A 25,947-nucleotide genomic window follows, 5' to 3' on the forward strand; every position below is an offset into this window, starting at 1 on the left:
GCAGCCGCACGACAGCGCGCTTCCCCGGTTACTCAGCGGGTCGGACCGAAGGGGCCCGGCTCGCATCCAGGCCGGGCGCACCTGTCGCGGACGGGCCCCGCGTCCGCTGGGAGACTGCCTCCACACGGCCGCTCGGCTGCGCGAACCAGCGGTTCGCGCAGCCGAGTCGGACACGGTTGTGCAGGACGGTCAATGACGCCCCGAGCCGGTTGTCACGGTCGGATGCCGAAGGGGCCCAGTTCACCGAAGTCGATGCGCAGCGACTCGATCATGGCCATCGCGTTGTCGACGGTGAAGACGTCGGCGGCGGCGAGTACGCCGGTGTACTTGGCGGCGACGGGTGCGGCGGCTGTCGTGGCGACGGCTTCGAGGTAGGCCTTGAAGATGGCCGTGGGCCTTGATCCAGGCCGGGATGTCCTGGGAGGCGGCGAGGTCCTTGAAGGGTGCCCAGCCGGGGAAGAGCACGTCGACGACCATGAGCGTGGCGTAGTCGGGCGCGTGGACGAAGATGCTGTCCGGGGAGTGGTTCGGGCCGTGGTGGGCGAGTTTGAGGTGCTCGCCGCCGACCCGCAGAACGTAGTGGTCGTCGAAGGTCACCGTGGGTGCCGGACGGTTGGGGTCGGCGTCGATGCGCAGCAGGCGGCGGGTCTCTGTGTGGCCGATGCGCACCACGTCCATGCCGAACATGGAGGAAGCTCCGATGTGGTCGGCGTGGGAGTGGGAGTACACCAGGTGCGTGACCTTGGAGGGCCTGCCGTTGGCACGGGTCACCTCCTGGATGGCCCGCAGCAGGTTGTGCCCGATGGTGGGCGGGGCGTCGACGAGCACGACGCCGTCCCTCGTCGTGAGGAACATGGCCTGGTAGTAGGAGTCGGTGACCCAGTACAGGTTGCCCTCGATCCGGCCGACGAAGTAGCCGTCGGTGTTGAGAGCGGGCCCGACGGATGCGGAAGGGACCGGCGCGTAGTCCGGAAGGCCGGACGAGTCGGCCGCAGCAGCGGTGCCCGGGAAGCCGCCGAGCAGCGAGGCGGCGGTCGGGACTGCGGCGGCGGCCGACGCACGCCTCAAGAACGCGCGGCGATCGGTAGTGCCCACATCTGCGGACTCAGAAGTCATGTTCCTTCCTTGTGAGCATGGACCAGAGGGTTTGGCCGCCTGGTGATGCGGGCGGCAGTCGTCGGCGTCAGGACGGGTGGAGTTCGACAACGACGCGGTAACTGGCAGGTTCTGAGGTGATGTGAAGCCCTGGGTCGTCGAACATGCGCTGCAGCGAGGAATGCCATTCGGGGTTCCCGGTGGCCTTGTCGAGCGCCGTACCCGAGGACCACTCGGCGACGTGGACGAACCGCGTCTCGGGGGCGTCGGCGAGGGGGCGGTGCAGGCGGGAACGGAGGAAGCCGGGCTGGGTCGACATGATCCGGGCGTTCTCCTGGTACACCTCGGCGAAGTGGTCGGCTTCGTCCGCAGGCACGGTGTAGCTCTTGATGACAGAGACCGGGTCGTCGACACCGGTCTTCGATTCCAGGGAGTGACTCACACTAAGTGAGACCGGGTACGCCCCGACCGTGTGACCGATCGTCGGATTTCTTTACCGTGTGATTACCGTGCAGGTAATCGTGCGCGATTTCCCAACCGATCGAGATGCTCTTCTCGACATCAGCGTGAATGCCCGAACGACTCCGAACTGCTCATCACATGGTCAGCGCCGATCCTCGAGGCCGTCTGCCGCCCTGCCCGAAGTCGTGCACGACGTGCCGGCGACGCGCGAGCAAGGCGTCATGGGAGCGGCAGAGGCCGCTGAGCTCTTGGAAGGTGAACAGCGTGTTCCACGCACACGGTGGGCCACAATGGCAATGGGAGCGGGCCGGAGTGGCAGGCGAGCGACTCGCCGAACTGGCCTTGGACGCCCGGCGATCGGCAGGAGTTCGGACGAGGAGCCGCACGCCGGATCAGCGACGCGCCCGCCACTACACTCACCCGCGCCGCCGTCAGGCAGCAGACCAGCGCAATGAAGAAGGCCGTGTTCATGGTGAATGCAGCAAGGGCGATCGGCACGCCACACGACGACCAGATGCAAGCCCCAAGCGCTGCCCAGGACCCTGGCTCGGCAGCGTCGGTGTTCGCCAATTTCCGTCAGTACCTCATGGGTTGGGAAGCGGAGGGCCGTCCCGGATCCGTCCTCGATCAGTTCCGAAGCGGGCTTGCCGCCCCGCAGTTCAACGGCGTGGTGCGAGTGCGGTCCGCGTCCTCGGTCGGGCAAGCTGTGGCTGCCGCCCGCACAGACCTGGCGGGTCTTCCCTGGTGGTGGTGGGTCGGCCCCGACAGCCCCGAGGGCACCGCTGCCGCCCTGGAGCGCCACGGAGGACGGGAACTCGCCGTCCTTCCGGTGATGGTGAGGCCGCTCGGCCACCCGGACGGCACGCTCGCTCCGGCCGGTTCGGACGACGCGCGCGTCGGCCTGCTGGTGGAGGCGGTCCGGGACGGGGAACGACTGGAGGAGCTGGTCCGGACGTACCGGACGTCGATGGGCATCGCCTCCGGCCTGGAGGCCGAGATGGTGCGCATCGAGTCGCAGCGCGCGGACAACTCGGACATCATCCGGCTGGCCGCGGTACTGGACGGCCGGGTGGTCGGGTCGACGGTGGTGATCACCGCACACGGGGTGGCCGGCATGTTCCTCGTGCACGTGGCCGAAGCGCATCGTCGGCGAGGCATCGGTTCGGCGCTGACGACCGCCGCGCTCCGAATCGGGCAGGAGAGGGGAATGCGCTGCGCCGCACTCGTGGCGAGCCCCGCGGGGGAGCCACTGTACCGGCGTTTCGGCTTCACGAAGATGGCCGAGTACCACCTGTTCGCCTTCCCGGCCTGAGCTGCCGCCCGCCAGGTCCGTAGACGTGGCGTCGAGGGCCTGGGTCTTCGGGGTGAACCGGGGAACGGGCCCTCGCGCGTTCGCGGCCAACAGCGGCGCCGGCATCCGCTGTCGGAGGACGAGGCAGGCACGTCCGTGTCACAGATCCACTCGGTGCATGGTCAGGGTGGGCGAAGACTTTTCCCCCGGACCCGACCGACGGGGTCCGAACGGTGTGCAGCCATGGCACACGAGACCGATGGACGAGCGCTCCGGTGCCACGGAACGCACCGCGTGTCCGCGACGGGGCGGACGGCCGCCGGGTATCCGGGGGCCGACCCGTGTCGAGGACTTTAGTGAATGCCGTACGTCGATCCCGGATGTCAACCACTCGTGAACGCCCCGCTCGCACATGGACCGTCATGTGGGCGGGTTGCGCCGCACTGATGCTGCTCGCCCTGGGCACTTTGCTGCCACACGACGCCGCCGCCCCTGGCGACGACCGCGTCGGCGCCGGGCGCACCTGCCGTTCCTCTCTCCCCGCGGACCAGGAGCTGTCCTGCGGCACCTACGGTTTCGGGGACCTGCGTTACGTGTGCCCGGCGCACGACATGCCGCGGCGCTGCACGCCGACCACACAGGTGCGGGTGCGCAACACAGGACCGTCCACCGTGTACGTCACCGTCGTCCACGGTGCGCGTCAGGGCGAGCGTCAGCAGAGCCCGGAACGAGAGATCCCTCCCGGTCACACGGCCGTCCTGCGCCCTGGGCAGGGGCACCTGCTGTTCGACCTCACCCTGCGTGGCGCCGGCCCCGTCAAGTCCCTGACGGTCGCCTCGGTACGCTGACCCCCCGTCCGCTGTATGCTCCGCGGATCCCGACGCCATGGCTCCTGTCGGTGCGGCCGTCTCCCTCGACGGCCGCGGACGTCCTCGTGAATCCCCCACGGAGGCACCGGCACTCCTCCTTCATCCGCCCCATCTCAGAACACAGGGGGGACCGAGCGGGTCGCTTCTTTGTGAGACGGATCGCGTCGGCCGGGTCGATGACTGCAAGGCGGTGTCACCCAAGACACTGTTTGCCCGGACGGAAGTCGACCGGGATCAGGACGTTCCCCGGATGCCATCATGCCGCACATCACCGCTTTCGCTAGAAACCAGTGGTTCCCCACAGGAGCAGCCAGCGAGACGCTCTCTCCAGTGATCACTTCTCACAGGCTCCACCGCCGGACGCACCATCGGTGATCGAGTTCCGCCAGAGCGGGTCGGCGAGAAGACACCCGTACATGTACTTCTGAGTGCATCCGTTGCCGAGATGTCTGCCACAGAGCGACACTGGACCGCACTTGACACCCGGAAGGTGCAATGGGGAGCCGGCCGACGTCGCGCCCTGTCGTGCGGGGCGTGTTCGTCGGCCGGCCGGGGGTTCAGCTGTCCTGGTTCTGCCTGCTGCTGAGGCTGAGCAGGGCGTAGACCAGCAGGGCGGAGGCCAGGCCGACGGCCCAGCCGTAATCGGCCAGGGGCTTGAGGAACGGGATGACGCCGTCGGCGGGGAAGGGGCCCTGCTTGACGCCCTTGACCACGGTCGAGTACGAGCCGCCGACGGCCAGGACACCGCCGATCACGAAGGCGGCCACCGCGCGCAGGTTCCAGCCGCCGGTGTACCAGTAGCGGCCGTCGGACTGGTACAGCTCCCCCAGCGCCAGGCGGGTACGGCGCACGATCCAGTAGTCGGCGATGAGGATGCCGGACACGGTGCCGAGCAGGCCGCCGACGAAGCCGAGCCACGTGAAGATGTACACGTGCGGGTTGGCGATCAGCTTCCACGGCATGATCAGGATGCCCACCACGCCGGTGATCAGCGCTCCGGTGCGGAAGCTGATCAGCCGCGGCAGCAGGTGCGACAGGTCGTACGCCGGGGAGACGACATTGGCGGCGATGTTCACCGACAAAGTCGCCACCATCACGATCAGCAGCGCGAACAAGGCGCCGACCGTGTTGCTCATCTTCGCACTCAGTGCGATCGGATCCCAGATCGGCGCCCCGTAGACGGCCTGGGAGCCGGACGTGACCAACACCGACAGGATCGCGAACAGCGTCATCGTGGTCGGCAGACCCAGTGCCTGGCCCCACAGCTGGGCGCGCTGGCTGCCGCCGAAGCGAGTGAAGTCGGGGATGTTCAGCGACAGCGTGGACCAGAAGCCGATCATGCCCATCAAGGAGGGGAAGAAGACCTTCCAGAACCCGCTCCCCCAGCCCAGGCGCGAGGGCTGGTCCAGCAACGGGCCGAAGCCCCCCGCCTTCGCGGCCATGACCCCCAGCAGCACCAGCGCGCCGACGATCACCAGCGGCGCCGCCCAGTTCTCCACCTTGCGCAGCGTCTCCATGCCGCGGGTGATGATGGCGACCTCAACCAGCCAGAACACCCCGAACGACAGCCACTGGGTCCACGGCGTGCCCCCTATCGCCCCGGCGTTCAGCCAGCCGTGACCGAACAGCTTGCCGGCCAGCAGGAAGATGCCCTCCCCACCGATCCACGTCTGGATGCCGAACCAGCAGCACGCCACCGCCGCCCGCACCATCGCCGGCAGGTTCGCCCCGCGCACCCCGAACGACGCCCGCGCGAACACCGGGAACGGGATCCCGTACTTGGTGCCGGCATGACCGGTCAGCAGCATCGGCACCAGCACGATCACGTTCGCCAGCGCGATCGTCAGCACCGCCTGCTTCCAGTCCATCCCCAGCGCCACCAGCCCCGATGCCAGCGTCCACGACGGGATGCAATGCGCCATTCCCACCCAAAGGGCGAGATAGTTGTAAGTCCCCCATGTCCGGCGCTCGATGGGGACGGGCACCAGGTCCGCGTTGGCGAAACGCGAATCATCCAGCACCGCCGGATCGGACAAGGCGACCCGGCCGTCCGGATACGCCTGCTGTGCAACGGCCGGATCGGCCAGGGTTCTTCCACTGGAGGACATCGGGACCACCTCGTATCGCGAAGACTCATGTGAAGATGCGGACTCCGGGAAGCTCAATTCATCCCCGGGAGTACGACGAACGACGGACGAGCCGACCAGCCGCGCGAGCAGACGCACCGCCGACGGAGGTCGACCCACCTCGGGGCATCAACCGCGCACGGCGGACACATGCTCGCGCGACCAGCGCGATCGGTGACGAAAACGCTGGTCAGCGCCCTGCCACGCGGTATGTGTTCTCTCTTGCGCGACACACAGCGCCGAGAAGTTGTACGTGGTCCAGGTGCGCTTCTCGACCGGGACCGGCAGCAGGTCCTCGTTGGCGTAGGGGCCGCTGGGCGCGGGCGCGCCAGGCGCGATCTCCACCCGGCCGTCGGTGAGCGTGACTTGAGCGACGGGCGGGCCCTCGCTGGGGACGGTCTCGGTCATGGGCAGGCCAATCAAGTGAGGAGTGACGGGAGAGGCCGTGCGGGTGACGCCGTGGGGGGTTGTGCGGGTGCGGTGGTGCGGTGATCCCCTTCCCGGGACGGAGGGAAGGGGACGTATGGGGAGGGGGAGCGGTGGCCGCAGTAGGGCCGGTGGGCGACCGCAGCAGGGCCGGTGGGCGGCCGGAGGCCGGCCGCCCGGAGCGGACTTGTCAGCCGTTGACGGCCGGGATGACCTTCGACCCGTACGCGTCGATCACGGCCTCCTGCGCGTCGTGCATGTCGTACACCGCGAACTGGTCCACGCCCAGCGCACGCAGCGCCTTCAGCTTCTCGATGTGCTGCTCGGCCGTGCCGATCAGGCAGAACCGGTCGACGATCTCGTCCGGCACGAACTTGGTGTCGGGGTTGTCGCTGCGCCCGTGGTGGGAGTAGTCGTAGCCCTCGCGGGCCTTGATGTAGTCGGTGAGTTCCTCGGGTACGGCGGCGGAGTGCTCGCCGTACTTGGAGACCAGGTCGGCCACGTGATTGCCGACCATGCCGCCGAACCAGCGGCACTGTTCACGCGCGTGGGCGAGGGCCTCCGGCGAGTCGTCCTCGGTGATGTACGCGGGCGCGGCCACGCAGATCTTCACCTCGGAGGGGTCACGCCCGGCCTCGACGGCCGCGTCCTTCACGGCCTTGACCATGTACTCGGTGAGATAGAGGTCGGCGAGCTGGAGGATGAACCCGTCGGCCTCCTCGCCGGTCATCTTCAGGGCCTTGGGACCGTACGCGGCCATCCAGACCGGGAGTTCGGCACCCGGCTTGACCCAGGGGAACTTGACGACGGTGCCGCCGAGGTCGGCCTCCTCGCCTCGGCCGAGGGCGCGGATGACCTTCATCGCGCCGCTGATGCGGGCGAGCGTGTTGGGCTTGCGTCCGGCGACGCGCATCGCCGAGTCGCCGCGCCCGATGCCGCACACCGTGCGGTTGCCGTACATGTCGTTGAGCGTCGCGAAGGTGGAGGCGGTGACCTCCCAGGTGCGGGTGCCCGGGTTGGTGACCATCGGGCCGACCGTCAACTTCTGGGTGTTCGCGAGAATCTGACTGTAGATCACAAAGGGTTCCTGCCACAGGACGGCCGAGTCGAAGGTCCAGCCGTACGTGAAGCCGTTGCCCTCGGCGCGCTTCATCAGGTCGATGACGCGGGAGGCCGGGGGGTCGGTCTGCAGGACGAGTCCGAAGTCCATGGCGCCGCTCCTAGTCGCTCAGAGAAGGTACTGACAGGTGGAGCGGGGGGTGTAGACGCCGTGCCCCGCGCGTCCGGTGAACTCCCGCTCGGTGATGACCGGTTCGCCGCGCGAGAGCACGGTCTCGACCTGTCCGGTGACGCGCTTGCCCTCGTAGGCCGAGTAGTCGACGTTCATGTGGTGGGTCTCGACCGACATGACCTGCTCGGCGCGCGGGTCATAGATGACGATGTCGGCGTCGGCGCCCGGCGCGATGGTGCCCTTCTTCGGGTACAGGCCGAACATCCGGGCCGGGGTGGCGCAGGCGATCTCGATCCAGCGGCGGCGCGAGATGTGCCCGTCGACGACGGCCTGGTGGAGCAGGTCCATGCGGTTCTCGACGCCCGGGAGGCCGTTGGGGATCTTCGAGAAGTCGCCCCGGCCGAGCTCCTTCTGGCCCACGAAGCAGAAGGGGCAGTGGTCCGTCGACACGACCTGGAGGTCGTTGGTGCGCAGGCCCCGCCACAGGGCGGCCTGGTGCTCCTTGGGCCGAAGGGGCGTGCTGCACACGTACTTCGAGCCCTCGAAGTCCGGTTCCGCGAGGTTGTCGGTCGACAGGAACAGGTACTGCGGGCAGGTCTCGCCGAAGACGTTCAGGCCCTCGTCACGCGCCCGTGCGATCTCGGCGACCGCCTCCTGCGCCGAGACGTGCACGACGTAGAGCGGAGCGCCCGCGACCTGGGCGAGTTTGATGGCGCGGTGGGTGGCCTCGGCCTCCAGGAGCGCCTTGCGCACCTCGCCGTGGAAGCGCGGGTCGGTCTCACCGCGCGCCAGCGCCTGTTCCACGAGGACGTCGATCGCGATGCCGTTCTCCGCGTGCATCATGATCAGGCCGCCGTTCTCGGCGGAGCGCTGCATGGCGCGCAGGATCTGGCCGTCGTCGCTGTAGAAGACGCCGGGGTAGGCCATGAACTGCTTGAAGGAGGTGACGCCCTCCTGGACCAGCAGGTCCATCTCCTTGAGCGTCTCCTGGTTGACGTCGGAGACGATCATGTGGAAGGCGTAGTCGATGGCGCAGTTGCCGTCGGCCTTGGCGTTCCACGCGTCGAGGCCCTCGCGCAGTGAGCGGCCGACGCTCTGCACCGCGAAGTCGACGATGGTGGTGGTGCCGCCCCAGGCCGCGGCCCGGGTGCCCGTCTCGAAGGTGTCCGAGGCGAAGGTGCCGCCGAAGGGCAGCTCCATGTGGGTGTGGGCGTCGACGCCGCCCGGGATGACGTACTTGCCGGTGGCGTCGATGGTCTTCTCGGCCGTCCACGACTCGGCCGCCGGGGTGCCGGTCGCGGCGAGGGCGACGACCCGGCCGTCCTCGATCAGGACGTCGGCGTGGATCTCGTCGGACGCGGTGATGACGAGGCCATTACGGATGACGGTACGGCTGCTCATGCTCCCTCTCTCCTGCCGTGCGCTGAATGCGGTGCGCTGAAAACTGCGGGTCACTCGTGGCTGCTCGCGCCCACGCGGCGGAGCCGCGCCATGCCACAGCCCCGCGCCCCGTCCGGGGCGCGGGACGCCCGGCGGACTCCAGGGCCCCGCCGGGCTACGGCGCGGTCAGCGGCTCGTACGCGTCGGGGCGGCGGTCCCGGTAGAACTGCCAGCGGTCGCGCACCTCGCGCAGCTTGGCCATGTCGAGGTCGCGGACGACGAGTTCGCTCTCCTTGTCGCTGGCCACCTCCCCGACGAACTGGGCCTCCGGGTCGACGAAGTACGACGTTCCGTAGAAGTCGTTGTCGCCCAGTTCCTCCACGCCCACGCGGTTGATGGCGCCCACGAAGTACTCGTTGGCGACGGCCGCCGCCGGCTGCTCCAGCTGCCAGAGGTAGGAGGACAGTCCGCGCGAGGTGGCCGACGGGTTGAACACGATCTCGGCGCCCGCGAGACCCAGCGCACGCCAGCCCTCCGGGAAGTGCCGGTCGTAGCAGATGTAGACGCCGATCCTGCCGACGGCGGTGTCGAAGACCGGCCAGCCGGCGTTGCCGGGACGGAAGTAGAACTTCTCCCAGAAGCCCTCGACCTGCGGGATGTGGTGCTTGCGGTACTTGCCGAGGTACGAGCCGTCCGCGTCGATCACGGCGGCCGTGTTGTAGAGGACGCCGGGCTGCTCCTGCTCGTACATCGGCAGCACGAGGACGATGCCCAGTTCCTTGGCCAGCGCCTGGAAGCGCCGGACGATCGGGCCTTCGGGGATCTGCTCGGCGTACTCGTAGAACGCCTTGTCCTGGACCTGGCAGAAGTAGGGCCCGTAGAAGAGCTCCTGGAAGCACAGCACCTGTGCGCCCTGTGCGGCGGCGTCGCGGGCCGCCTGCTCGTGGACCTGGATCATCGACTCCTTGTCGCCGGTCCAGGCAGTCTGGAAGACGGCGGCGCGGATCACTCTGCTCATCGGGACCTCCGGTCGCTCGGTGTGCGAGGAGCCTAGGAAGCCCGGACTGCTGGATTGAGTTGCACCGTGTCACGTCTGAGGCGCTGTGCCGTTCCACGGTGTCACCCCCGCGTTGTCCCATGTTTCACCTGAGTCGTCCCGTGTTTCACCGTTGTTGCGCGTCGTGTGCGAGCAGTGCGATGTGTACGGAGGCGGCCTGCTCGAAGTCGTCGAGGTCGACGCCGAGCCGGGCCTCGATGGCCTCCAGCCGGCGGTAGAGCGCGGGCCTGCTGACGTGGTGGAGCTGCGCGGTGCGGGACTTGTTGCGGCCGGTCGCGAGGTAGGTCCGCAGCACGGGCAGCAGCTCCGACTCGGCATCGGCCCCGCACAGCAGCCCGTCCAACTCCCGTTCGGCGAACGACTGGACGTTCGGATCGTCACGCAACAGCCGTATCAGACCCCGCAGATGGACGTCACGCAGCCGTACGAGCACCGGCTGGTCCTGGTCGGCGGGTGCGTCGGCGGCCGCCTCGGCGACGTGCAGGGCCTCGCGCAGACCGCCGGGCACGTCGTCCCAGGCCGTACGGGGCGAGGCCGCCGCCACGGTCGTGCGGGTGCCGGTCTCATGGCGCAGCCGCAGCGCGAAGTGGGCGGCCAGCGCCTCCGCGTCCTGGTCGCGGGCGAGGCTGAGCAGCACGGCGGTCGCCCCGTCGGCGAGCTCGGCGACCAGTCCGGGGAGCCCCAACAGACGCAGTACGCGGTCGAGTTGGGCCGGGTCGCCATCCCGTACCACCAGCGGCACGAAGGCCCGTCTGTTGACCGGCAGCCCGGCCGCCCTGGCCCGCGGGAGCAGCTGCCGTGCCGGTACGACCCCGCTCACCAGGTCCGTCAGCAGGCTCTGCGCGGACTCCTCCTCCCAGGTGTGCACGGAGCCACCCAGCATCCGGTGCAGGACCAGGGCCTCGGCGGCACGGTCCGCGAGCAGCCGTCCGGTGGCGGCGTCGCCCCGGTAGCCGCACAGCACGATGCGGCCCCATCTCTCGCCGCGCCCGCCCAGCTCGGCGCGGATCCAGCCGTCGCCCGTGCTGCCGCCCGCCTGCCGGGCGATGCGCTCCCAGTCGCGCAGCACGTCGTCCACCGCGGACCGCTCCCCCGCCGTGGCCAGGACGCGGTGGGCGAGGTTGGTGACGACGACCGGGCACGCGGCGTGCACGGCGATCTCGTCGAGCATCCGTTGCAGGGGCGCGCCCGTGGTGATGAGCCCGGTGAGCGCGGTCCGTACGGCCTCCGAGAGGCTCACCGCCGCGAACTTGCTGCGCACGAGCCGGGACTGGACCTCCTCCGTCAGCTCGGCGAACGGGAACGGCCGGTGGAGGACCACCATGGGCAGCCCGCAGCGCTCGGCGGCCCGGCGCATCACGTCCGGCGGGGTCGGGAAGGCCCGGCCGAGCCCGAGCACGACGGCCGCGGCCTCCGCGCGGTGCAGCGAACGGATGTACTCGGCCTGCGCGTCCGGGTCGCCGGCGAGCAGGACCCCGGTGGTGAGCACCATTTCCCCGCCGCTGAGCATCACGCCCACGTCGGCGGCCTCGGCGACGTGCACCCAGCGCACGGACCGGTCGAGGTGGCCCGCGCCGGCCACCACCTCGGGCTCTCCGGCGAGCACCCGGTCCAGGGCGAGGACCTGGCGTACCGACAGGGCGGGTTCCAAGGCGGTGGCGGTGGTCATGGCACGTTCCCTTGCTCAGAACTTCTTACTGGATACACCTCAGCGCGTGCTCGAGAATCGCCGCGCCCTCCTCCGCCTCCGCGACGGTGAGGGAGAGCGGCGGTGCGATGCGCAGCACGCTGGTGTTGTGACCGCCGCCCTTGCCGATCAACAGGCCGTCCCGGCGGGCCGCTTCGAGCACGGCCGCGGCGCCTTCGGGGTACGCCTCGTCGGTGCCGGGTTTGACCAGCTCGACGCCGATCATCAACCCGCGCCCGCGCACCTCCCGTACGTAGTCGAGCGGCACGGAGATCGCCCGCAGCCGCTCGCCGAGCAGACCGCCGACGCGCCGGGCGTTGCCCTGGAGGTCGTGTTCGAGGAGGTACGTGAGGTTCGCCAGGCCCGCCGCCATCGTGATCGGCGAGCCGCCGAAGGTCGAGATGGAGTTGGAGTCGAGGCAGTTCATGATCTCGGCGCGCGCGACGACGCCGCCGATGGACATGCCGTTGCCGATGCCCTTGGCGAAGGTGAGCAGGTCCGGCGGGCCCGCGGCGGCGTGCGCCTGCCACCCCCAGAAGTGCTCGCCGGTGCGGCCCCAGCCCGTCTGCACCTCGTCGGCGATCCAGAGGATGCCGTGCTGGTCCAGGACCTCGCGGAAGGCCGCGTACAGGCCGTCGGGCGGCGCGGTGAAGCCGCCGACGCCCTGGATGGGTTCGGCGATGAGGGCGGCGGGCGGGCGGACGTGACCGAGCAGATCCTTCAGGTCGTCGACGCAGGCCGCGATGAACTCCGCGTCGCCGAGATCGGCGTACGGGCCGCGGGTGCGGACGCCGCCGTGGACGTACAGCGTCTGGAGGGGCGAGAGGGAGGTCGGTGACCAGCCCTTGTTGCCGGTGATGCCGACCGCGCTGAAGGAGCGGCCGTGGTAACTGTTGCGCATCGCCAGGATCTGGTTGCTCTGCCGGTGGGCGGTGGCGAGCAGCAGGGCCGTGTCGTTGGCCTCGGTGCCGGAGGTGGTGAAGAAGACGCGGGCGTCGGGGATGCCGGACAGCTGGGCGATCCGCTCGGCGAGCTCGACCATCGGCCGGTTGAGGTAGAGCGTGGAGGTGTGGATGATCCGCCCGGCCTGCTCGCTGACGGCCTTGGTGACCTCGGGCAGGGCGTGCGCGGTCATCGTCGTCAGGATGCCGCCGAAGAAGTCGAGGTACTTGTTGCCCTGGGCGTCCCAGACGTGGCGGCCCTCGCCGTGGGTGATCTCGATCGGGTCCTCGTAGTAGAGGGCCAGCCAGTCGGGCAGGACGGCCTTGTGACGCGCGTACAGGTCGCTCACGGCTGCACCAGCCCCTCGTAGGCGTCGGGCCGCCGGTCGCGGTAGAACGCCCACTGCTGCCGGACCTCCTCGATCAGGTCGAAGTCGAGGTCGCGGACGATCAGCTCCTCGGTCTTGTCACTGGCCGTCTCCCCCACGAACTGTCCGCGCGGGTCGACGAAGTAGGAGGTTCCGTAGAAGTCGTTGTCGCCGTACTCCTCCTGCCCGACCCGGTTGATCGCGGCGATGAAGTACTCGTTGGCGACGGCCGCGGCGGGCTGTTCCAGCTGCCAGAGGTAGGCGGAGAGGCCGCGGGAGGTGGCGGAGGGGTTGTAGACGAGCTGGGCGCCGTTCAGGCCGAGCTGGCGCCAGCCCTCGGGGAAGTGCCGGTCGTAGCAGATGTACACGCCGATCCTGCCCACCGCGGTGTCGAAGACGGGCCAGCCCAGGTTGCCCGGTTTGAAGTAGTACTTCTCCCAGAAGCCCTTCACCTGCGGGATGTGGTGCTTGCGGTACTTGCCGAGGTAGGTGCCGTCGGCGTCGATCACGGCCGCGGTGTTGAAGTAGAAGCCGGACTGCTCGACCTCGAACACGGGTACGACGATGACCATGCCGGTCTCGCGCGCGAGCTCCCGCATACGAGTGACGGTGGGCCCGTCGGGCACCGGCTCCGCCCAGCCGTAGTGCTCGGGTTCCTGGACCTGGCAGAAGTAGGGGGCGTTGAAGACTTCCTGGAATCCGATCACCTTCGCGCCCTGCCGGGCCGCCTCGCGGGCGTGCTCCTCGTGCTTGGCGACCATGGATGCGGTGTCGCCGGTCCAGGTGGCCTGGACCAGAGCGGCGCGTACGACGTTGGCCATGAGCTGCTCCTTCGACGAGACGTCAGAGAGCTTCTACGCCCGTAGACAAAGGCGGTAGAGGCTCGAAAGTAAGCCCAGCGGACAGCCTTGCCAAGACCATCGCCGTTAACCCGCTGAGTCGATCACGTTTCGCACCCCTGTGGGTGATCTGTCGATCCGGTGGGCGAGGGCTCGACGGGCTCGGGGATGCCTTCCCGGATCGCTCGGGCGGCGAAACCGGCCGCGCTCCCCGGCCGTGCAGCGGCTCCCCGCTCAGGCCGTGAGGCCGCCCCCCTCGGGCAGGCCGTGAGGCCGCCCCGCTCAGGCGGTGAAGCCGGCCACCCTCAGCGCGTGCACCAGGTCCCAGTGGCGCTCGTCCGAGACGCCCTTGGCGGCCGCCAGCAGCAGCGGCACGAGGCGTCCCGGGTCCGCCTCCGCGCTGCGGGCCGCCTCCTCCGGGGTGCGGACGCGGACGTACGCGTCGAGCAGCGCCCGGATCTCGCGCTGCCGCCCCTCGTCGGCCAGGCTCAGCACGGAGGTCCCGATCTCGGGAGCGGGGCGGGCGACGCCCTGGCGCAGCATCTGCCGGCCGTCGGCGCTGCGGCCCGCCGCGACGAGCGCGTCCGCGGCGCCGACCAGCCGGTCCGCGGGGAGCGAGGCGGCCTCCCACAGCAGGGTGGCCCAGTCCGCGTCGAGGCCCGCCCGGTGCAGTTCGGCGGCGAGCAGCGGGAAGCGGGCGGCGGGCCAGTGGGCGACCTCCACGAGCACGGCGTGCGCCTCGCCGCTGCGGCCCTCGCGGCGCAGCCGGGTCAGGGTCTGGACGGTCTCGGCGGTGGCCCGCCGCGCGTCCTCGTCCAACACCTCGGCGCACGGCTGCGCGGGCTCCTCGGCGGCACCCGCGAAACGGGCTCCACGGGGGCTACGGCCGCTCGGCGCGGCCGGGGTGGACACGGGCGGCGCCGCCGTCTCCGGGACCGCCACAGGGGCCGCCTCGGCCTCCATCATCCCGGCGAAGCGGGCGCTGCCGCGGGGGCGCCGTTTGGAGCGCTGCTTGGGGACGGGGGCGGTGCTCGGAGTGGGGGCGGGGCCCGGGCTGGGGGCGGGGCCCGGGCCGGGCGTGATGCCGGCACTGGTACTGGGACTAATACCAGTACCGGTACCGGCCTGGTCGTACGAGGCGATGCGGGCGGCTGCCCAGTCGCTTCGGGCGGAACGGGCGGCCGCCGGATCGTACGGCCCGGAACCGGGGGTCGCCGGGTCGCTCGGCGCCATGGGAGCGGGGGCGGGGAGGGGGACGGGCCCGGAGTGGTCGGGCCGCGTCTCGAGCGCGCGCCGGTCGGCCGGCTCCGTTACCCGGACGACGCCCCCGTCCCCCGAAAAGTCGAACGCGCCCGATACGTGGGTACGCAGGGCGCGGCGGTCCAGGTTCTCCATCCGGTGGCGGAGTTCGGCACATCGGGCGGTGGCCCGTTCGTGGTCGTCGTGGGCCCAGGCCAGGTCGAGCCGCACGGTGCCGGCCTCCTCCTGGGTGGTGGCCGCGTGCAGCTGCCGGCTCAGTTCGGTCTGACGCTCCGCGGCGTAACGCTGTTCGCGGAGCATGACGTCGAGACGGTCACCGAGGGCGTCCCGGCCGCCGGGCCGGCCGTCGTAGGCGGTGAGCGAGGCGCTGTGCAGGGAACGGGCGCGCTGGGCCTCCTGGGCCGCGATCTGGGGGCCCTGCTCCGCGGCGAGGTCCTGGAGGAGCGCCTCCACGACGTCCCACGGGGGCACTTCCCAGCCGTCCAGACAGGCCCGCATGCCGTCGGGGTCGCGCTGCCAGAACACCGCGCACCAGCCGCCGTCCTGATCGAGCCGTTTCATCAGCCCACCCAGGTAACTCGCGAACTCCCGTACCTGATCCGGGAGTTGTTCCACAGCCATCACACAACTCCCCGCCCGACTGGAGTACTCCGGTCCGGTAGAAAACACCCTTCGTGTTACGGGACGGCTACAGGGAGTTTTCGGACGGGACGCAGAGTCCTGTGATCAATGTCGTCCATGGACAGTCCGAGCGCCCGCGCCAGTGCCGCCACGGTGAAGAAGGCGGGAGTGGGGGCCCGTCCGGTCTCGATCTTGCGCAGGGTCTCGGCCGAGATCCCGGCGGTCGCCGCGACCTCCACCATGCTGCGGCCACCGCGGGCCTCGCGCAGCAACTGTCCGAGACGCTCGCCGCGTTCGCGCTCTTCGGGGGTCAGGGGGTTACGCACCATGACCCCATTCTAATACCGGTATAGTAATTGGCATGGTGGAACTCAAGACGGACACGTCGATCGACGAGATGTACGAAGCGGGTCAGGTCGTGGGCCGGGCGCTCACGGCGGTGCGCAAGGTGGCGGACGTGGGGGTCTCGCTGTTGGAGCTGGACGAGGTCGCCCACCAGGTGCTGCGCGACGCGGGCGCCGGCTCGCCCTTCCTCGGCTACCGGCCCTCGTTCGCACCCACCCCCTTCCCTGCGGTCATCTGCGCCTCGGTGAACGACGCGATCGTGCACGGCATCCCGACCGGTTACCGGTTGCGGGACGGCGACCTGGTCTCCATCGACTTCGGGGCCGAACTGGGCGGCTGGGTAGGCGACTCGGCGATCAGCTTCATCGTGGGCGAGCCGCGCGTGGCCGACGTGCGGCTCGTGGAGACCGCCGAGCGGGCCCTCGCGGCGGGCATCGAGGCGGCGGTCGTCGGCAACCGGATCGGGGACATCGCGCACGCCGTCGGCACGGTGTGCCGCGCGGCGGGGTACGGCATCCCGGACGGCTTCGGAGGCCACGGCGTCGGCCGCCGCATGCACGAGGACCCGTCCGTCCCGAACGAGGGCCGCGCGGGCCGCGGCCTCCCCCTGCGCCACGGCATGGTGCTCGCGATCGAGCCCATGCTCATCGGCGGAGGCACCGACGGCTTCCACGCGGCCCCCGACGGCTGGACGCTGCGCACCGACGACGGCTCCCGTGCGGCCCACACGGAACACACGGTGGCCATCACCCGGACGGGCCCACGCATCCTCACGGCACGCTGATGGCCACCGGCGCACCGACGTCGACGAGCGCGAGGACGCCGCTGGCTACGACGCCGGTCGCACCACCATCGCCGAGCCGCCACCGCGCCGTACCGTCTCGGCTGCCGCCAGCCACTGGCCGCCCGGGAGGCGTTGGACGCCCGTCGCGGCGCCGATCTCGGGGTTGAGCTTGAAGGAGTGCCCGAGGGCTTCGAGCCGGGATCGTAGGGCGCTGTCGTACAGGCCGGGTTCGAGTTCGGTCTGGGCCGCGTTGCGCTGGCTCGCACGCGGGGCGGCGATGGCGTCCACCAGCGGCAGCCCCCGGTCCAGGAACTCCGTCAGGGTCTGCAGGACGGTGGTGATGATGGTCGCGCCACCGGGCGAACCGAGCGCCACCACGGGCTGGTTGTGCCGGTCCAGGACGATCGTCGGGGAGATCGACGAGCGCGGGCGCTTACCGGGGCCGGGCAGGTTCGGGTCGTGGACGGCCGGGTTGGCCGGGGTGAAGGAGAAGTCCGTCAGCTCGTTGTTGAGGAGGAATCCACGCCCCGGGACGGTGATCCCGCTGCCACCGGTCTGTTCGATGGTGAGCGTGTAGGAGACGACGTTGCCCCACTTGTCGGCCACCGTGAGATGGGTGGTGTTCTCGCCCTCGTACGTCGTCGGGGCGGCCGTTCCCCCGGTGGAGCAGGCCGCCGGACGGCGCGGGTCGCCCGGTGCGAGCGGGCTCGTCAGGACCGCGTCGTCCTTGATCAGGCAGGCGCGCGAATCGGCGTACTTCTGCGAGAGGAGTTCCTTCGTGGGGACGTCCTCGAAGGCGGGGTCGCCCACCCAGCGCCCCCGGTCCGCGAACGCGATCCGGCTGGCCTCGATGTAGTGGTGCAGGTACTGGACCTCACTCGCCTTCGAAAGGTCCGTCTTCTCAAGGATGTTGAGGGCCTCGCCGACCGTGGTGCCGCCGGAGGAGGACGGGGCGATGGAGTAGACCTTCTTGCCTCGGTACGACGTCTCCGTCGGCGCCTGTCGCTTCGCCCGGTAGGCCACCAGGTCCTTCGACGACAGCTTGCCCGGGCGGGCGTCGTAGCCCGAAGCCGGGTCCACCGGGGGCTTGTTCACGGTGGCGACGATGTCCTTGCCGAGGTCGCCGTGGTAGATCGCGCCGACGCCCTTCTTGCCCAACTCCTCGTATGTGCGGGCGAGATCGGGGTTGGTGAAGGTCGATCCGACCACGGGCAGCGAGCCGCCGGGCAGGAACAGCTTCGCGGTGTCGGGGAAGTTCTCGAAGCGCGCCTGGTTGGACTCGGTCTGCGAGCGGAAGGTCGCGTCGACCGTGAACCCGTCGCGCGCGATGCGCTCCGCGGGCTTCAGCACGCTCCCGAGCCGCTTGCTGCCCCAGCTGTCCAGCGCCGTCTGCCAGGTCGCGGGCGTGCCCGGCGTGCCCACGCTCAGCCCGCTGGTGACGGCGTCCGCGAAGGCGAGCGGCTGACCGTTCTCCAGGAACAGCCCCGAGTCGGCGGTCAGCGGCGCGGTCTCACGGCCGTCGATCGTGTGCACCGCACGGGACTTGGCGTCGTAGTAGACGAAGTAGCCGCCTCCGCCGACGCCGGAGGAGTACGGCTCGGTGACGCCCAGGGCCGCCGCGGTGGCGACCGCCGCGTCCACCGCGTTGCCGCCCTTCTTCAGGACCTCGATCCCGGCGGCGGAGGCGTCGGCGTCGACGCTGGCCACAGCGCCGCCGTAGCCGACGGCGACCGGCACCTTCGCCGGGGTGGCACGGGAGGAAGCCGCCCCGGCAGCGGGTGGCGCCGCCGCACCGACCGACACCACCGCGGCCGAAACCGCCAAGACCGCCAGATTCCGCGCAACAAGGCGACGCATCCGTACCTCCAGTCAACAGCCGTCCGCGCAGCGTAACTTCACCGCACCCCTCCCGTCAGGACCCCCTCGAACACCGGTCCGCACTCCCGATACCATGCGCGCCCATGAATGACGACGTGCGCAACATCGTCCTCGGCGTGGTCGCCGCCGCCATCAGTGCCGCGCTCGGCTGGCTCGCCCGCACCTACCTCTGGAAGCGCAGACTCCGGCGCAAACAGGCGTTCTTCGGGCTGCCCGACAACTCCGAGTCGCTGCTCGTGGTGAACCGCGAGGCGGGCGGCCCGGAACTCACCGTGATGCGCTTCGACGTGTTCGCGCTCCTCGAACTCGCCGCGCTGATCAAGGACTGCGGCGCGCACGCCCAGGTCGTCGCGCACGACGCCGCGCAGCAGGGCTTCGGGGAGCGGACCGAGTTCTGCGTGGGCGGGCCGTCGTCCAACCGGCGGATGGCCGCGCACCTGCACTCCCTGCTGCCGGGCATCCAGGTGAACACCGACGCCGAACCGGGCCCCGACCGCGGCGCCTTCCAGATCGGCAGCGAGCGCTACCTCCTGGAGTCGGGGAAGGGCGAGTACGTGATCCTCGCCCGGCTGATCGCGGGACAGGAGCGCGGGACGCGGCCCGTCTTCCTCTTCTGCGGGCAGCGCGCGATCACCAACCAGGCGGCGACCCGCTATCTCGCCCGCAACCACGAACGGCTGGCACGCAAGCACGGCGGCAACTCCTTCGTCCTGCTGCTGAAGGTGGTGAATTCGCACGCGTACGGGCCCGATGTCGTCGAGCTCGTCGCGGATGTGACCCGGGCCGCCCAGACCCCGCTGCCCACACCGGCGCCGGCTCGCAACTCCCACCGCGCCTCGTAGATTTCACCTCGCCTCGTAGATTTCACGGCCCTCTAACAATCTTTACTCGTGCGTAACTTACCGACGGGTTACTTCCGGTAAGACAACGAGGTTACCGTCGGGTCACATTCTACTGACACGAGTGAGGAGTGGCCCGTGGGACACCATCGTCATGCCCTGCGCACGTCCGCCGTCGGTGCCGTATCCGCAGCCCTGATCGCCGGTACCGCCCTCGGGCTCGCCCCCACCGCCCAGGCGGCCTCAGGCTCCGTCCGCTTCGTCGACATCGCCGGAGACGGCGGCACGGTCCTCAAGGCCAATGTCGTCACCCCCGCGGGCGCCGACGGCAGCCGCAGGTACCCGCTCCTCGTCATGCCGACGAGCTGGGGCCTGCCCCAGGTCGAGTACCTCGCACAGGCCCAGAAGCTCGCCGACTCCGGCTATGTGGTGCTCACGTACAACGTGCGCGGCTTCTGGCAGTCCGGCGGCGAGATAGAAGTGGCGGGACCGCCGGACGTGGCCGATGCCTCCAAGGTGATCGACTGGGCGCTGGCGAACACCCCGGCCGACGCCCAGAAGGTCGGCATGGCGGGCGTCTCCTACGGCGCCGGGATCAGCCTGCTCGCCGCCGCGCACGACAAGAGGATCAAGGCGGTCTCCGCCATGAGCGGCTGGGCCGACCTCATCGACTCGATCTACTCGGGCCGCACCCAGCACTCCCAGGCCACCGCCCTGCTCGGCGTCGCGGGGACCATCACCGGGCGCCCGAGCGCCGAACTCCAGCAGACGCTCAAGGACTTCTTCGCCTCGAACCTGTCGAAGGAGCAGGAGATGATCGCCTGGGGGAAGAAACGTTCCCCCGAGACCTACGTCGACCAGCTCAACAAGAACGGCGCGGCCGTCCTCATGGCCAACGGCTGGGGAGACACGATCTTCCCGCCCAACCAGTACGCCAGGTTCTACGAGGAGTTGACCGGCCCCAAGCGCCTGGAGTTCCGCCCCGGCGACCACGCCACCGCCGAGGTGACCGGTCTGTTCGGGCTCCCCAACGACGTGTGGACGGACACCGGCCGCTGGTTCGACCACTACCTCAGGGGCGTCGACAACGGCATCGACCGTGAACAGCCCGTCCAGCTCAAGCCCCGCACCACGGGCGCCTACGAGGGCTACCCCGACTGGAAGTCGGTCGGCGCGACCAGGAAGAAGATCGCCCTCGCGGGCACCACCACGATCCACACCAACGTCGACTCGGGCGCGGACGGCGGGATCATCTTCCTCTCCAGCATTCTCGACCAGATCGCCCAGGTCCCCCCGATGGCATCGATCCCGCTGCTGCCGCGCCGCTGGGCGGCCGTCTGGCAGTCGGAGAAATACGCGAGCGTCCAGCAAGTGCGCGGAACCACCACGCTGCACACCACGCTCACTCCGACCAAGGAGAGCGGCACCCTCGTCGCCTACCTCTACGACGTGGGTCCGCTCGGCCTCGGCAAGCTGGTCAGCAACGCGCCGTACACCTTCCACGGGCAGACGCCCGGAGAGCCGTTCGGCGTCGACCTGGAGCTGTACTCCACGGCCTACGACGTCCCGGCAGGGCATCGGCTCGCCCTGGTCGTCGACACGGTCGACCCGCTCTACATCGAGCACAACCCGTCCGGCGCGCAGCTGACCTTCTCCTCACCGGCGAACGACCCGTCCTACGTGTCCGTTCCCCTGCGCGAGCAGTGATCTCCGGCTGCTGGCGCCGGCCGGGTCTGGCCCTGTGAGCTGCTGCTCCCCCTACAGTCGCGGGGCTGTGGGGGGACCCCCACCCGGCAGCAGCGTCCCTGGTTCGGCCGGTGCCACATTCACGGCCTCGGTCTTGGGACTGCGCTGCTCCCGCCGGGACACCCACTGGGCGAACCAGGAGAGCAGCATGCACATCCCGATGTAGATCGGCGAGATCACCATCACCACGGGGATGAACGGCAAATCGTAGTCGAGGTTCGAGGCGATCAGTTTCCCGGCGTGGAGAAACTCCTCGTAGGTGATGAGATATCCGAGCGAGGTGTCCTTCAGGGCCACCACGAGTTGGCTGATGATGGCGGGCAGCATGGCCCGCACGGCCTGCGGGACGAGGACGTAGGTCATGACCTGGGTCTTGCGCATGCCGAGCGCGAACGCGGCCTCCCGCTGGCCGCGTTCGACGGAGTTGACGCCGGAGCGGAAGACCTCGGCGAGCACCGAGCCGTTGTAGAGGGTCAGCCCCGCGACCAGCGCGGGCAGCGGCTGCACCTTCAGCGCCACGAAGATGAAGAAGATCATCACCAGTACGGGCATGGCGCGGAAGAACTCGACGACCAGCGCGGAGATCCAGCGCACCGGACGGTGGTCGGACAGGCGTCCCGTCGCGAGCACGGTGCCCAGCGCCAGCGAGAGCACCGCGGCCATCGCGAAGGCCTTCAGCGTGTTGCCCAGTCCCCGCAGCAGCAGTTCCTGGATGCCCTTGTACTCGAACGGCATCCACTTGGTGTAGGTGAACTGGTCGGTGTCGAAGAGGAGATAGAGGATCCAGCCGACCAGGGCGAGGATCAGGGCGGTGGAAACGGCCGCGTAGAGCCGGTGCCGCTGACGGGTCCTGGGTCCGGGAACGTCGTACAGGGCGGTCGATTCGGGGGCGGTGGTGGTCATCGGGCGACTCCCCAGCGCTGTTCGAGGTAGTTGAAGATCGCGCTGATGGTGAGGGTGATGATCAGATAGCCGACGGCGATCCAGACGAAGGTCCAGACGATGTTGTAGCCGAGCTCGCTCAGCGTCTTGTAGGTCCCGAGCAGTTCGTTGACGCTGAACGCCCCGGCGATCGCCGAGTTCTTGGCGAGGGCGATGAGCGTGGAGCCGATGGGCGGGATCACGGACCGGAACGCCTGCGGCAGGACGACCACGGACAGCGTCTGACTGAAGGTCATGCCGAGGCTGCGGGCCGCCTCACCCTGTCCCTTGGGCACGGTGTTGATGCCCGAGCGCAGCGCCTCGCAGATGAACGCGGAGGTGTAGCAGCCGAGTGCCAGGACCGCGAACACCTTGAAGGGCAGCACGAGTCCGAACCGGGGCAGCCCGAGCAGCACGGCGAAGAACAGCAGGGTCAGCGGGGTGTTGCGCAGCACGGTCACCCACACCGTGCCGAAGGCCCGCAGGGAGCCGACCGGCGCGACCCGGAACGACGCCATCAGGAAGCCGAGCACGAGGGCCAGCACGCTCGCGTAGACGGTGAGTTCGACCGTGCCGAGGAATCCTTGGGCGAAGGTGTGGAAGTTGTCGATCAGTACGTTCACATCGGCCTCGCTCAGCTCGCCGGGTAGCGGTCGATGGCGGGCGGGGTGGGCGCAGGCACTCCGGAGAGCCCCAGCGTCGCCTCGTACGCCCTCTTCCAGTCGCCGTTCTTCTCGCGGGCCTCCAACGCGTCGTCGAGCGCGAACCGCAGCGCGTTGTCGTCGCGCGGCACGCCGATGCCGTACGGCTCCTTCGAGAACGGCTTGCCGACGACCTTGAGTTCGTCGGGCACCTTCGCCGCGTAGCCGATCAGGATCGCGTCGTCGGTGGTGACGGCGTCGACCTGGTAGGTGAGCAGGTTGTCGACGCAGACCGAGTAGGTGTCGTAGGCGACGAGCGTCGCCTTCGGATAGTCGGTCTGGATGCGCTGGTACGGCGTCGAACCGGCCGCCGAGCAGACGCGTTTGCCGGCGAGGTCCTGGGGGCCGCGGATGTTCTTCTCGTTCTTGCGTACGAGCAGCGACTGACCGGCCATGTAGTAGGGGCCCGCGAAGCCGACGAGTTTCTTGCGGTTGTCGTTGATGGTGTAGGTGCCGACGTAGAAGTCGATCTGACCGTTCTGCAGGGCGGTTTCGCGGTTGGCCGAGGCGATCGTCTTGAAACGGATGGTGCTCGGGTCGAAGCCGAGCGAGGCCGACATCATCCTGGCGATCTCGATGTCGAAGCCGGAGTAGGTGCCGCTCGCCGGGTCCTTCTCGCCCAGGTACGGCTGGTCCTCCTTGACGCCGATGTTGAGGTAGCCGCGCTTTCTGGCCCTCTCCCAAGTGGGCGAGGAGGGGAGCTCGAAGCCCTCCGCCACCTGGTAGTGGGGCAGTTTGCCGGCGGCCGGTCCCTTGACGGGCGGACTGCCCTCCTTGCCACAGGCGGCCGTCAGCAGCGCGATGCACACGAGGGCGGCCACGGCGAGGCGCGTACGTGTCGTACGGATCATGGTCGTACTCCCCCGCCTAGTGCTTGAGGATCTTGGAGAGGAAGTCCTTGGCGCGGTCGCTGCGCGGGTTGGTGAAGAACTCCTCGGGGGTGCGGTCCTCGACGACGCGGCCGTCGGCCATGAACACGACGCGGTTGGCCGCGGAGCGTGCGAAGCCCATCTCGTGGGTGACGACGACCATGGTCATGCCGTCGCGCGCGAGCTGCCGCATGACTTCGAGGACCTCGTTGATCATCTCGGGGTCGAGTGCCGAGGTCGGCTCGTCGAACAGCAGGGCCTTGGGGTCCATGGCGAGGGCGCGGGCGATGGCCACGCGCTGCTGCTGGCCGCCGGAGAGCTGCGCCGGGTATTTCGGGGCCTGGGAGGCGAGGCCCACGCGGTCCAGGAGTTCGAGGGAGCGCCGGTCGGCCTCCTCCTTCTTGCGGCCACGGACCTTGATCTGGGCCAGTGAGACGTTCTGCAGGATCGTCTTGTGGGCGAAGAGGTTGAAGGACTGGAAGACCATCCCGACCTCGGCGCGAAGCCTGGCGAGCGCCTTGCCCTCGTCCGGCAGCGGCTGTCCTTCGAGCCTGATGGCGCCGGACTCGATGGTCTCCAGCCGGTTGATCGCCCTGCACAGGGTCGACTTGCCCGACCCCGAGGGGCCGATGACCACGACCACCTCCCCCTTGCCGACGGTGAGGTTGATGTCCTGGAGGACATGCAACGCGCCGAAGTGCTTGTTCACGTCCTGCAGTTCGATCAAAGGATCGACAGCCATGCCCGGCCCTACCCACTCTCAGCTGTGTCGCAGAAGCCGCAAACTATCCGGGCGGGGTGACCCCTCATACGCGACACGCACTTTTCGGGCATTAGCCGTATTTTTCAATTTTCTGGTTTACGGCGTCCTGGCGAGACGGGCTACCCCTCCGCCACCTCGGCGTACAGCTGGGAGAGTTCGGGGGCGCCGCTGGACGCCCAGGTGTGGCCGGAGGCGACGACATCGATCTCCCGGCCGGAGGCCAGCCGCACCGCCGGGTGGCCGTTGGGCCAGACCTCCCAGCGGGCGCCGGGCACCGTGCGCACGATGACCGAGCCGAGATAGAGCCCCGCGTCGTTGCCGAGCCATGGCAGGCTCTCCTCGTCGTCGCGCCAGCGCGGCAGCAGCTGGTCCAGCGCTTCCAACGAGGCGACGGAGTCGTCGAGTTCGACGCCCGCCTGATGGGCCTGCGAGCGCAGCAGCTCGCACTCGGAGAGGAGTTCGGCGACGCCGTCGGAGTCGTGATCACCGTCGGAGAACACCGCGACGCCGAAGGCGGGACCGTGCTTCTTGCGCCAGGTGCCCAGGAAAGGGATGTTCATACGCCCAGCGTGACATTCGCACTCCAGGTCGCACCACAGGCGCGCCCCGGGGGCACTCACACGTCGAGGTCCACCACGACCGGCGCGTGGTCCGATGCGCCCTTGCCCTTGCGCTCCTCACGGTCCACATAGGAGTCGGTGACCGCCTTGGCGAACGGCTCGTTGCCGTAGACCAGGTCGATGCGCATGCCCCGGTTCTTGGGGAAGCCGAGCTGACGGTAGTCCCAGTACGTGAACGGGTGGTCGTACTTCAGGGGCCGCGGGACCACGTCCGACAGGCCCGACTCGCGCAGCGCGGCGAGGGCCGCCCGCTCTGCCGGGGTGACGTGGGTGGCCCCCTCGAAGAGGGAGATGTCCCAGACGTCGTCGTCCGTCGGTGCCACGTTGTAGTCGCCCAGCACGGCGAAGGGACGGCTGCCCGCCGCGTCACCCGCGACCGCGGCCTTGAGGGCCTCGAACCACTGGATCTTGTAGGCGTAGTGGGGGTGGTCCACCTCGCGTCCGTTCGGCACGTACACCGACCAGACGCGGACCGGGCCGCAGGTCGCGGAGACGGCCCGGGGCTCCTCCACGCCCTCGTAACCGGGGTCGCCGGGCAGCCCCTTGACCACGTCCTCCAGGCCGACGCGGGAGAGCACCGCCACGCCGTTCCACCGCCCGGTCGCGTGGACCGCCGCCTCGTAGCCCAGCTCGCGCAGCTCGTCGACGGGGAACTGCTCCGCGGCGACCTTGGCCTCCTGGAGGCACAGCACGTCCGTGCCGCTGCTCTCCAGCCAGGCCAGCAGCCTCGGGAGGCGAGCGGTGATCGAGTTCACGTTCCAGGTCGCGATGCGCATGCCTCACAACCTACCGGGCGGGTACGACAACGGGTCGCCGTGACCGCCCGGC

General features: G+C 69.6%; 23 protein-coding genes and 1 pseudogene. 5 read left to right on the plus strand and 19 right to left on the minus strand.

Annotated elements, in window-relative coordinates; genetic code table 11:
* Nucleotides 1-240: 240 nt before the first annotated feature.
* Together ACZ7M2_RS15885 and ACZ7M2_RS15890 are read right to left on the minus strand one after the other, a co-directional pair.
* On the minus strand, nucleotides 241-1,116 hold the full coding sequence (locus tag ACZ7M2_RS15885; protein WP_471595731.1) for an MBL fold metallo-hydrolase: 876 nt from the start codon (nucleotides 1,114-1,116) through the stop codon (nucleotides 241-243).
* A 67-nt stretch (nucleotides 1,117-1,183) separates the two neighbouring features.
* The gene (locus tag ACZ7M2_RS15890; protein WP_471595732.1) at nucleotides 1,184-1,537 is read right to left on the minus strand and encodes an antibiotic biosynthesis monooxygenase family protein; all 354 of its coding nucleotides are present in this window, start codon (nucleotides 1,535-1,537) and stop codon (nucleotides 1,184-1,186) included.
* Nucleotides 1,538-2,143: 606 nt separating this feature from the next.
* Here ACZ7M2_RS15890 and ACZ7M2_RS15895 point away from each other — a divergent pair.
* Nucleotides 2,144-2,869 carry a GNAT family N-acetyltransferase gene (locus ACZ7M2_RS15895; RefSeq protein WP_471595733.1) on the plus strand — a complete coding sequence of 242 codons (726 nt, stop codon included), beginning with the start codon at nucleotides 2,144-2,146 and terminating at the stop codon, nucleotides 2,867-2,869.
* 359 nt (nucleotides 2,870-3,228) lie between these two features.
* The gene (locus ACZ7M2_RS15900; RefSeq protein ID WP_471595734.1) at nucleotides 3,229-3,696 is read left to right on the plus strand and encodes a hypothetical protein; all 468 of its coding nucleotides are present in this window, start codon (nucleotides 3,229-3,231) and stop codon (nucleotides 3,694-3,696) included.
* 578 nt (nucleotides 3,697-4,274) lie between these two features.
* On the opposite strand, the gene ACZ7M2_RS15905 is transcribed toward ACZ7M2_RS15900, so the two are convergent.
* The 10 genes and pseudogenes from ACZ7M2_RS15905 to ACZ7M2_RS15950 all read right to left on the minus strand — a co-directional run bounded on the left by ACZ7M2_RS15905 (nucleotide 4,275) and on the right by ACZ7M2_RS15950 (nucleotide 15,982).
* The gene (locus ACZ7M2_RS15905; RefSeq protein WP_471596030.1) at nucleotides 4,275-5,825 is read right to left on the minus strand and encodes an NCS1 family nucleobase:cation symporter-1; all 1,551 of its coding nucleotides are present in this window, start codon (nucleotides 5,823-5,825) and stop codon (nucleotides 4,275-4,277) included.
* 219 nt (nucleotides 5,826-6,044) lie between these two features.
* Nucleotides 6,045-6,251, minus strand: a pseudogene (locus ACZ7M2_RS15910) (nitrate reductase); the annotation flags it as partial.
* Nucleotides 6,252-6,459: 208 nt separating this feature from the next.
* Nucleotides 6,460-7,479 carry a TIGR03842 family LLM class F420-dependent oxidoreductase gene (locus tag ACZ7M2_RS15915; RefSeq protein WP_471595735.1) on the minus strand — a complete coding sequence of 340 codons (1,020 nt, stop codon included), beginning with the start codon at nucleotides 7,477-7,479 and terminating at the stop codon, nucleotides 6,460-6,462.
* Nucleotides 7,480-7,497: 18 nt separating this feature from the next.
* Nucleotides 7,498-8,901: a dihydropyrimidinase gene (gene hydA / locus ACZ7M2_RS15920; RefSeq protein WP_351306761.1), complete on the minus strand. Its 1,404-nt coding sequence runs from the start codon at nucleotides 8,899-8,901 to the stop codon at nucleotides 7,498-7,500.
* Nucleotides 8,902-9,055: 154 nt separating this feature from the next.
* Nucleotides 9,056-9,898 (minus strand): nitrilase-related carbon-nitrogen hydrolase, encoded by an 843-nt coding sequence (locus ACZ7M2_RS15925; protein ID WP_471595736.1) that lies wholly within the window; start codon nucleotides 9,896-9,898, stop codon nucleotides 9,056-9,058.
* Between the two features lie 145 nt (nucleotides 9,899-10,043).
* Nucleotides 10,044-11,606 (minus strand): PucR family transcriptional regulator, encoded by a 1,563-nt coding sequence (locus ACZ7M2_RS15930; protein WP_352044615.1) that lies wholly within the window; start codon nucleotides 11,604-11,606, stop codon nucleotides 10,044-10,046.
* A gap of 25 nt (nucleotides 11,607-11,631) precedes the next feature.
* Nucleotides 11,632-12,915 (minus strand): aspartate aminotransferase family protein, encoded by a 1,284-nt coding sequence (locus ACZ7M2_RS15935; RefSeq protein ID WP_471595737.1) that lies wholly within the window; start codon nucleotides 12,913-12,915, stop codon nucleotides 11,632-11,634.
* On the minus strand, nucleotides 12,912-13,754 hold the full coding sequence (locus ACZ7M2_RS15940; protein WP_403694044.1) for a nitrilase-related carbon-nitrogen hydrolase: 843 nt from the start codon (nucleotides 13,752-13,754) through the stop codon (nucleotides 12,912-12,914). Before ACZ7M2_RS15940 ends, ACZ7M2_RS15935 begins: the two co-directional genes overlap by 4 nt.
* A 300-nt stretch (nucleotides 13,755-14,054) precedes the next feature.
* Complete coding sequence (locus ACZ7M2_RS15945) at nucleotides 14,055-15,653, minus strand: hypothetical protein (protein WP_471595738.1); 1,599 nt, start codon at nucleotides 15,651-15,653, stop codon at nucleotides 14,055-14,057.
* Nucleotides 15,654-15,709: 56 nt separating this feature from the next.
* The gene (locus ACZ7M2_RS15950; protein ID WP_067362435.1) at nucleotides 15,710-15,982 is read right to left on the minus strand and encodes a helix-turn-helix domain-containing protein; all 273 of its coding nucleotides are present in this window, start codon (nucleotides 15,980-15,982) and stop codon (nucleotides 15,710-15,712) included.
* Nucleotides 15,983-16,014: 32 nt separating this feature from the next.
* On the opposite strand from ACZ7M2_RS15950, the gene map reads away from it, so the two are divergent.
* Nucleotides 16,015-16,782 carry a type I methionyl aminopeptidase gene (gene map, locus ACZ7M2_RS15955; protein ID WP_471595739.1) on the plus strand — a complete coding sequence of 256 codons (768 nt, stop codon included), beginning with the start codon at nucleotides 16,015-16,017 and terminating at the stop codon, nucleotides 16,780-16,782.
* Between the two features lie 45 nt (nucleotides 16,783-16,827).
* Here the strand turns inward: map and ggt are convergent, their stop codons facing one another.
* The gene (gene ggt, locus ACZ7M2_RS15960) at nucleotides 16,828-18,639 is read right to left on the minus strand and encodes a gamma-glutamyltransferase (protein ID WP_471595740.1); all 1,812 of its coding nucleotides are present in this window, start codon (nucleotides 18,637-18,639) and stop codon (nucleotides 16,828-16,830) included.
* 104 nt (nucleotides 18,640-18,743) lie between these two features.
* Between ggt and ACZ7M2_RS15965 the strand changes: the two genes are divergently transcribed.
* Nucleotides 18,744-19,502 (plus strand): hypothetical protein, encoded by a 759-nt coding sequence (locus ACZ7M2_RS15965; RefSeq protein WP_352044609.1) that lies wholly within the window; start codon nucleotides 18,744-18,746, stop codon nucleotides 19,500-19,502.
* Between the two features lie 135 nt (nucleotides 19,503-19,637).
* A complete protein-coding gene (locus ACZ7M2_RS15970) occupies nucleotides 19,638-21,206 on the plus strand; it encodes an alpha/beta fold hydrolase (protein ID WP_471595741.1) in 1,569 nt (522 codons plus the stop codon).
* Between the two features lie 51 nt (nucleotides 21,207-21,257).
* Here the strand turns inward: ACZ7M2_RS15970 and ACZ7M2_RS15975 are convergent, their stop codons facing one another.
* The 6 genes from ACZ7M2_RS15975 to ACZ7M2_RS16000 all read right to left on the minus strand — a co-directional run bounded on the left by ACZ7M2_RS15975 (nucleotide 21,258) and on the right by ACZ7M2_RS16000 (nucleotide 25,895).
* Nucleotides 21,258-22,148, minus strand: a complete 891-nt coding sequence (locus ACZ7M2_RS15975) for an amino acid ABC transporter permease (protein ID WP_352044607.1) — start codon at nucleotides 22,146-22,148, stop codon at nucleotides 21,258-21,260.
* Nucleotides 22,145-22,789 (minus strand): amino acid ABC transporter permease, encoded by a 645-nt coding sequence (locus ACZ7M2_RS15980; RefSeq protein ID WP_054230381.1) that lies wholly within the window; start codon nucleotides 22,787-22,789, stop codon nucleotides 22,145-22,147. Before ACZ7M2_RS15980 ends, ACZ7M2_RS15975 begins: the two co-directional genes overlap by 4 nt.
* 11 nt (nucleotides 22,790-22,800) lie before the next feature.
* Nucleotides 22,801-23,718 carry a glutamate ABC transporter substrate-binding protein gene (locus ACZ7M2_RS15985; RefSeq protein ID WP_471595742.1) on the minus strand — a complete coding sequence of 306 codons (918 nt, stop codon included), beginning with the start codon at nucleotides 23,716-23,718 and terminating at the stop codon, nucleotides 22,801-22,803.
* Nucleotides 23,719-23,734: 16 nt separating this feature from the next.
* Complete coding sequence (locus ACZ7M2_RS15990) at nucleotides 23,735-24,478, minus strand: amino acid ABC transporter ATP-binding protein (RefSeq protein WP_352044605.1); 744 nt, start codon at nucleotides 24,476-24,478, stop codon at nucleotides 23,735-23,737.
* Between the two features lie 140 nt (nucleotides 24,479-24,618).
* Complete coding sequence (locus tag ACZ7M2_RS15995) at nucleotides 24,619-25,059, minus strand: DUF6278 family protein (RefSeq protein ID WP_351306741.1); 441 nt, start codon at nucleotides 25,057-25,059, stop codon at nucleotides 24,619-24,621.
* Nucleotides 25,060-25,115: 56 nt separating this feature from the next.
* Nucleotides 25,116-25,895 carry an exodeoxyribonuclease III gene (locus tag ACZ7M2_RS16000; RefSeq protein ID WP_054230385.1) on the minus strand — a complete coding sequence of 260 codons (780 nt, stop codon included), beginning with the start codon at nucleotides 25,893-25,895 and terminating at the stop codon, nucleotides 25,116-25,118.
* Nucleotides 25,896-25,947 lie beyond the last annotated feature (52 nt).

The sequence above is a fragment of the Streptomyces sp. NPDC111507 genome, assembly GCF_055638955.1.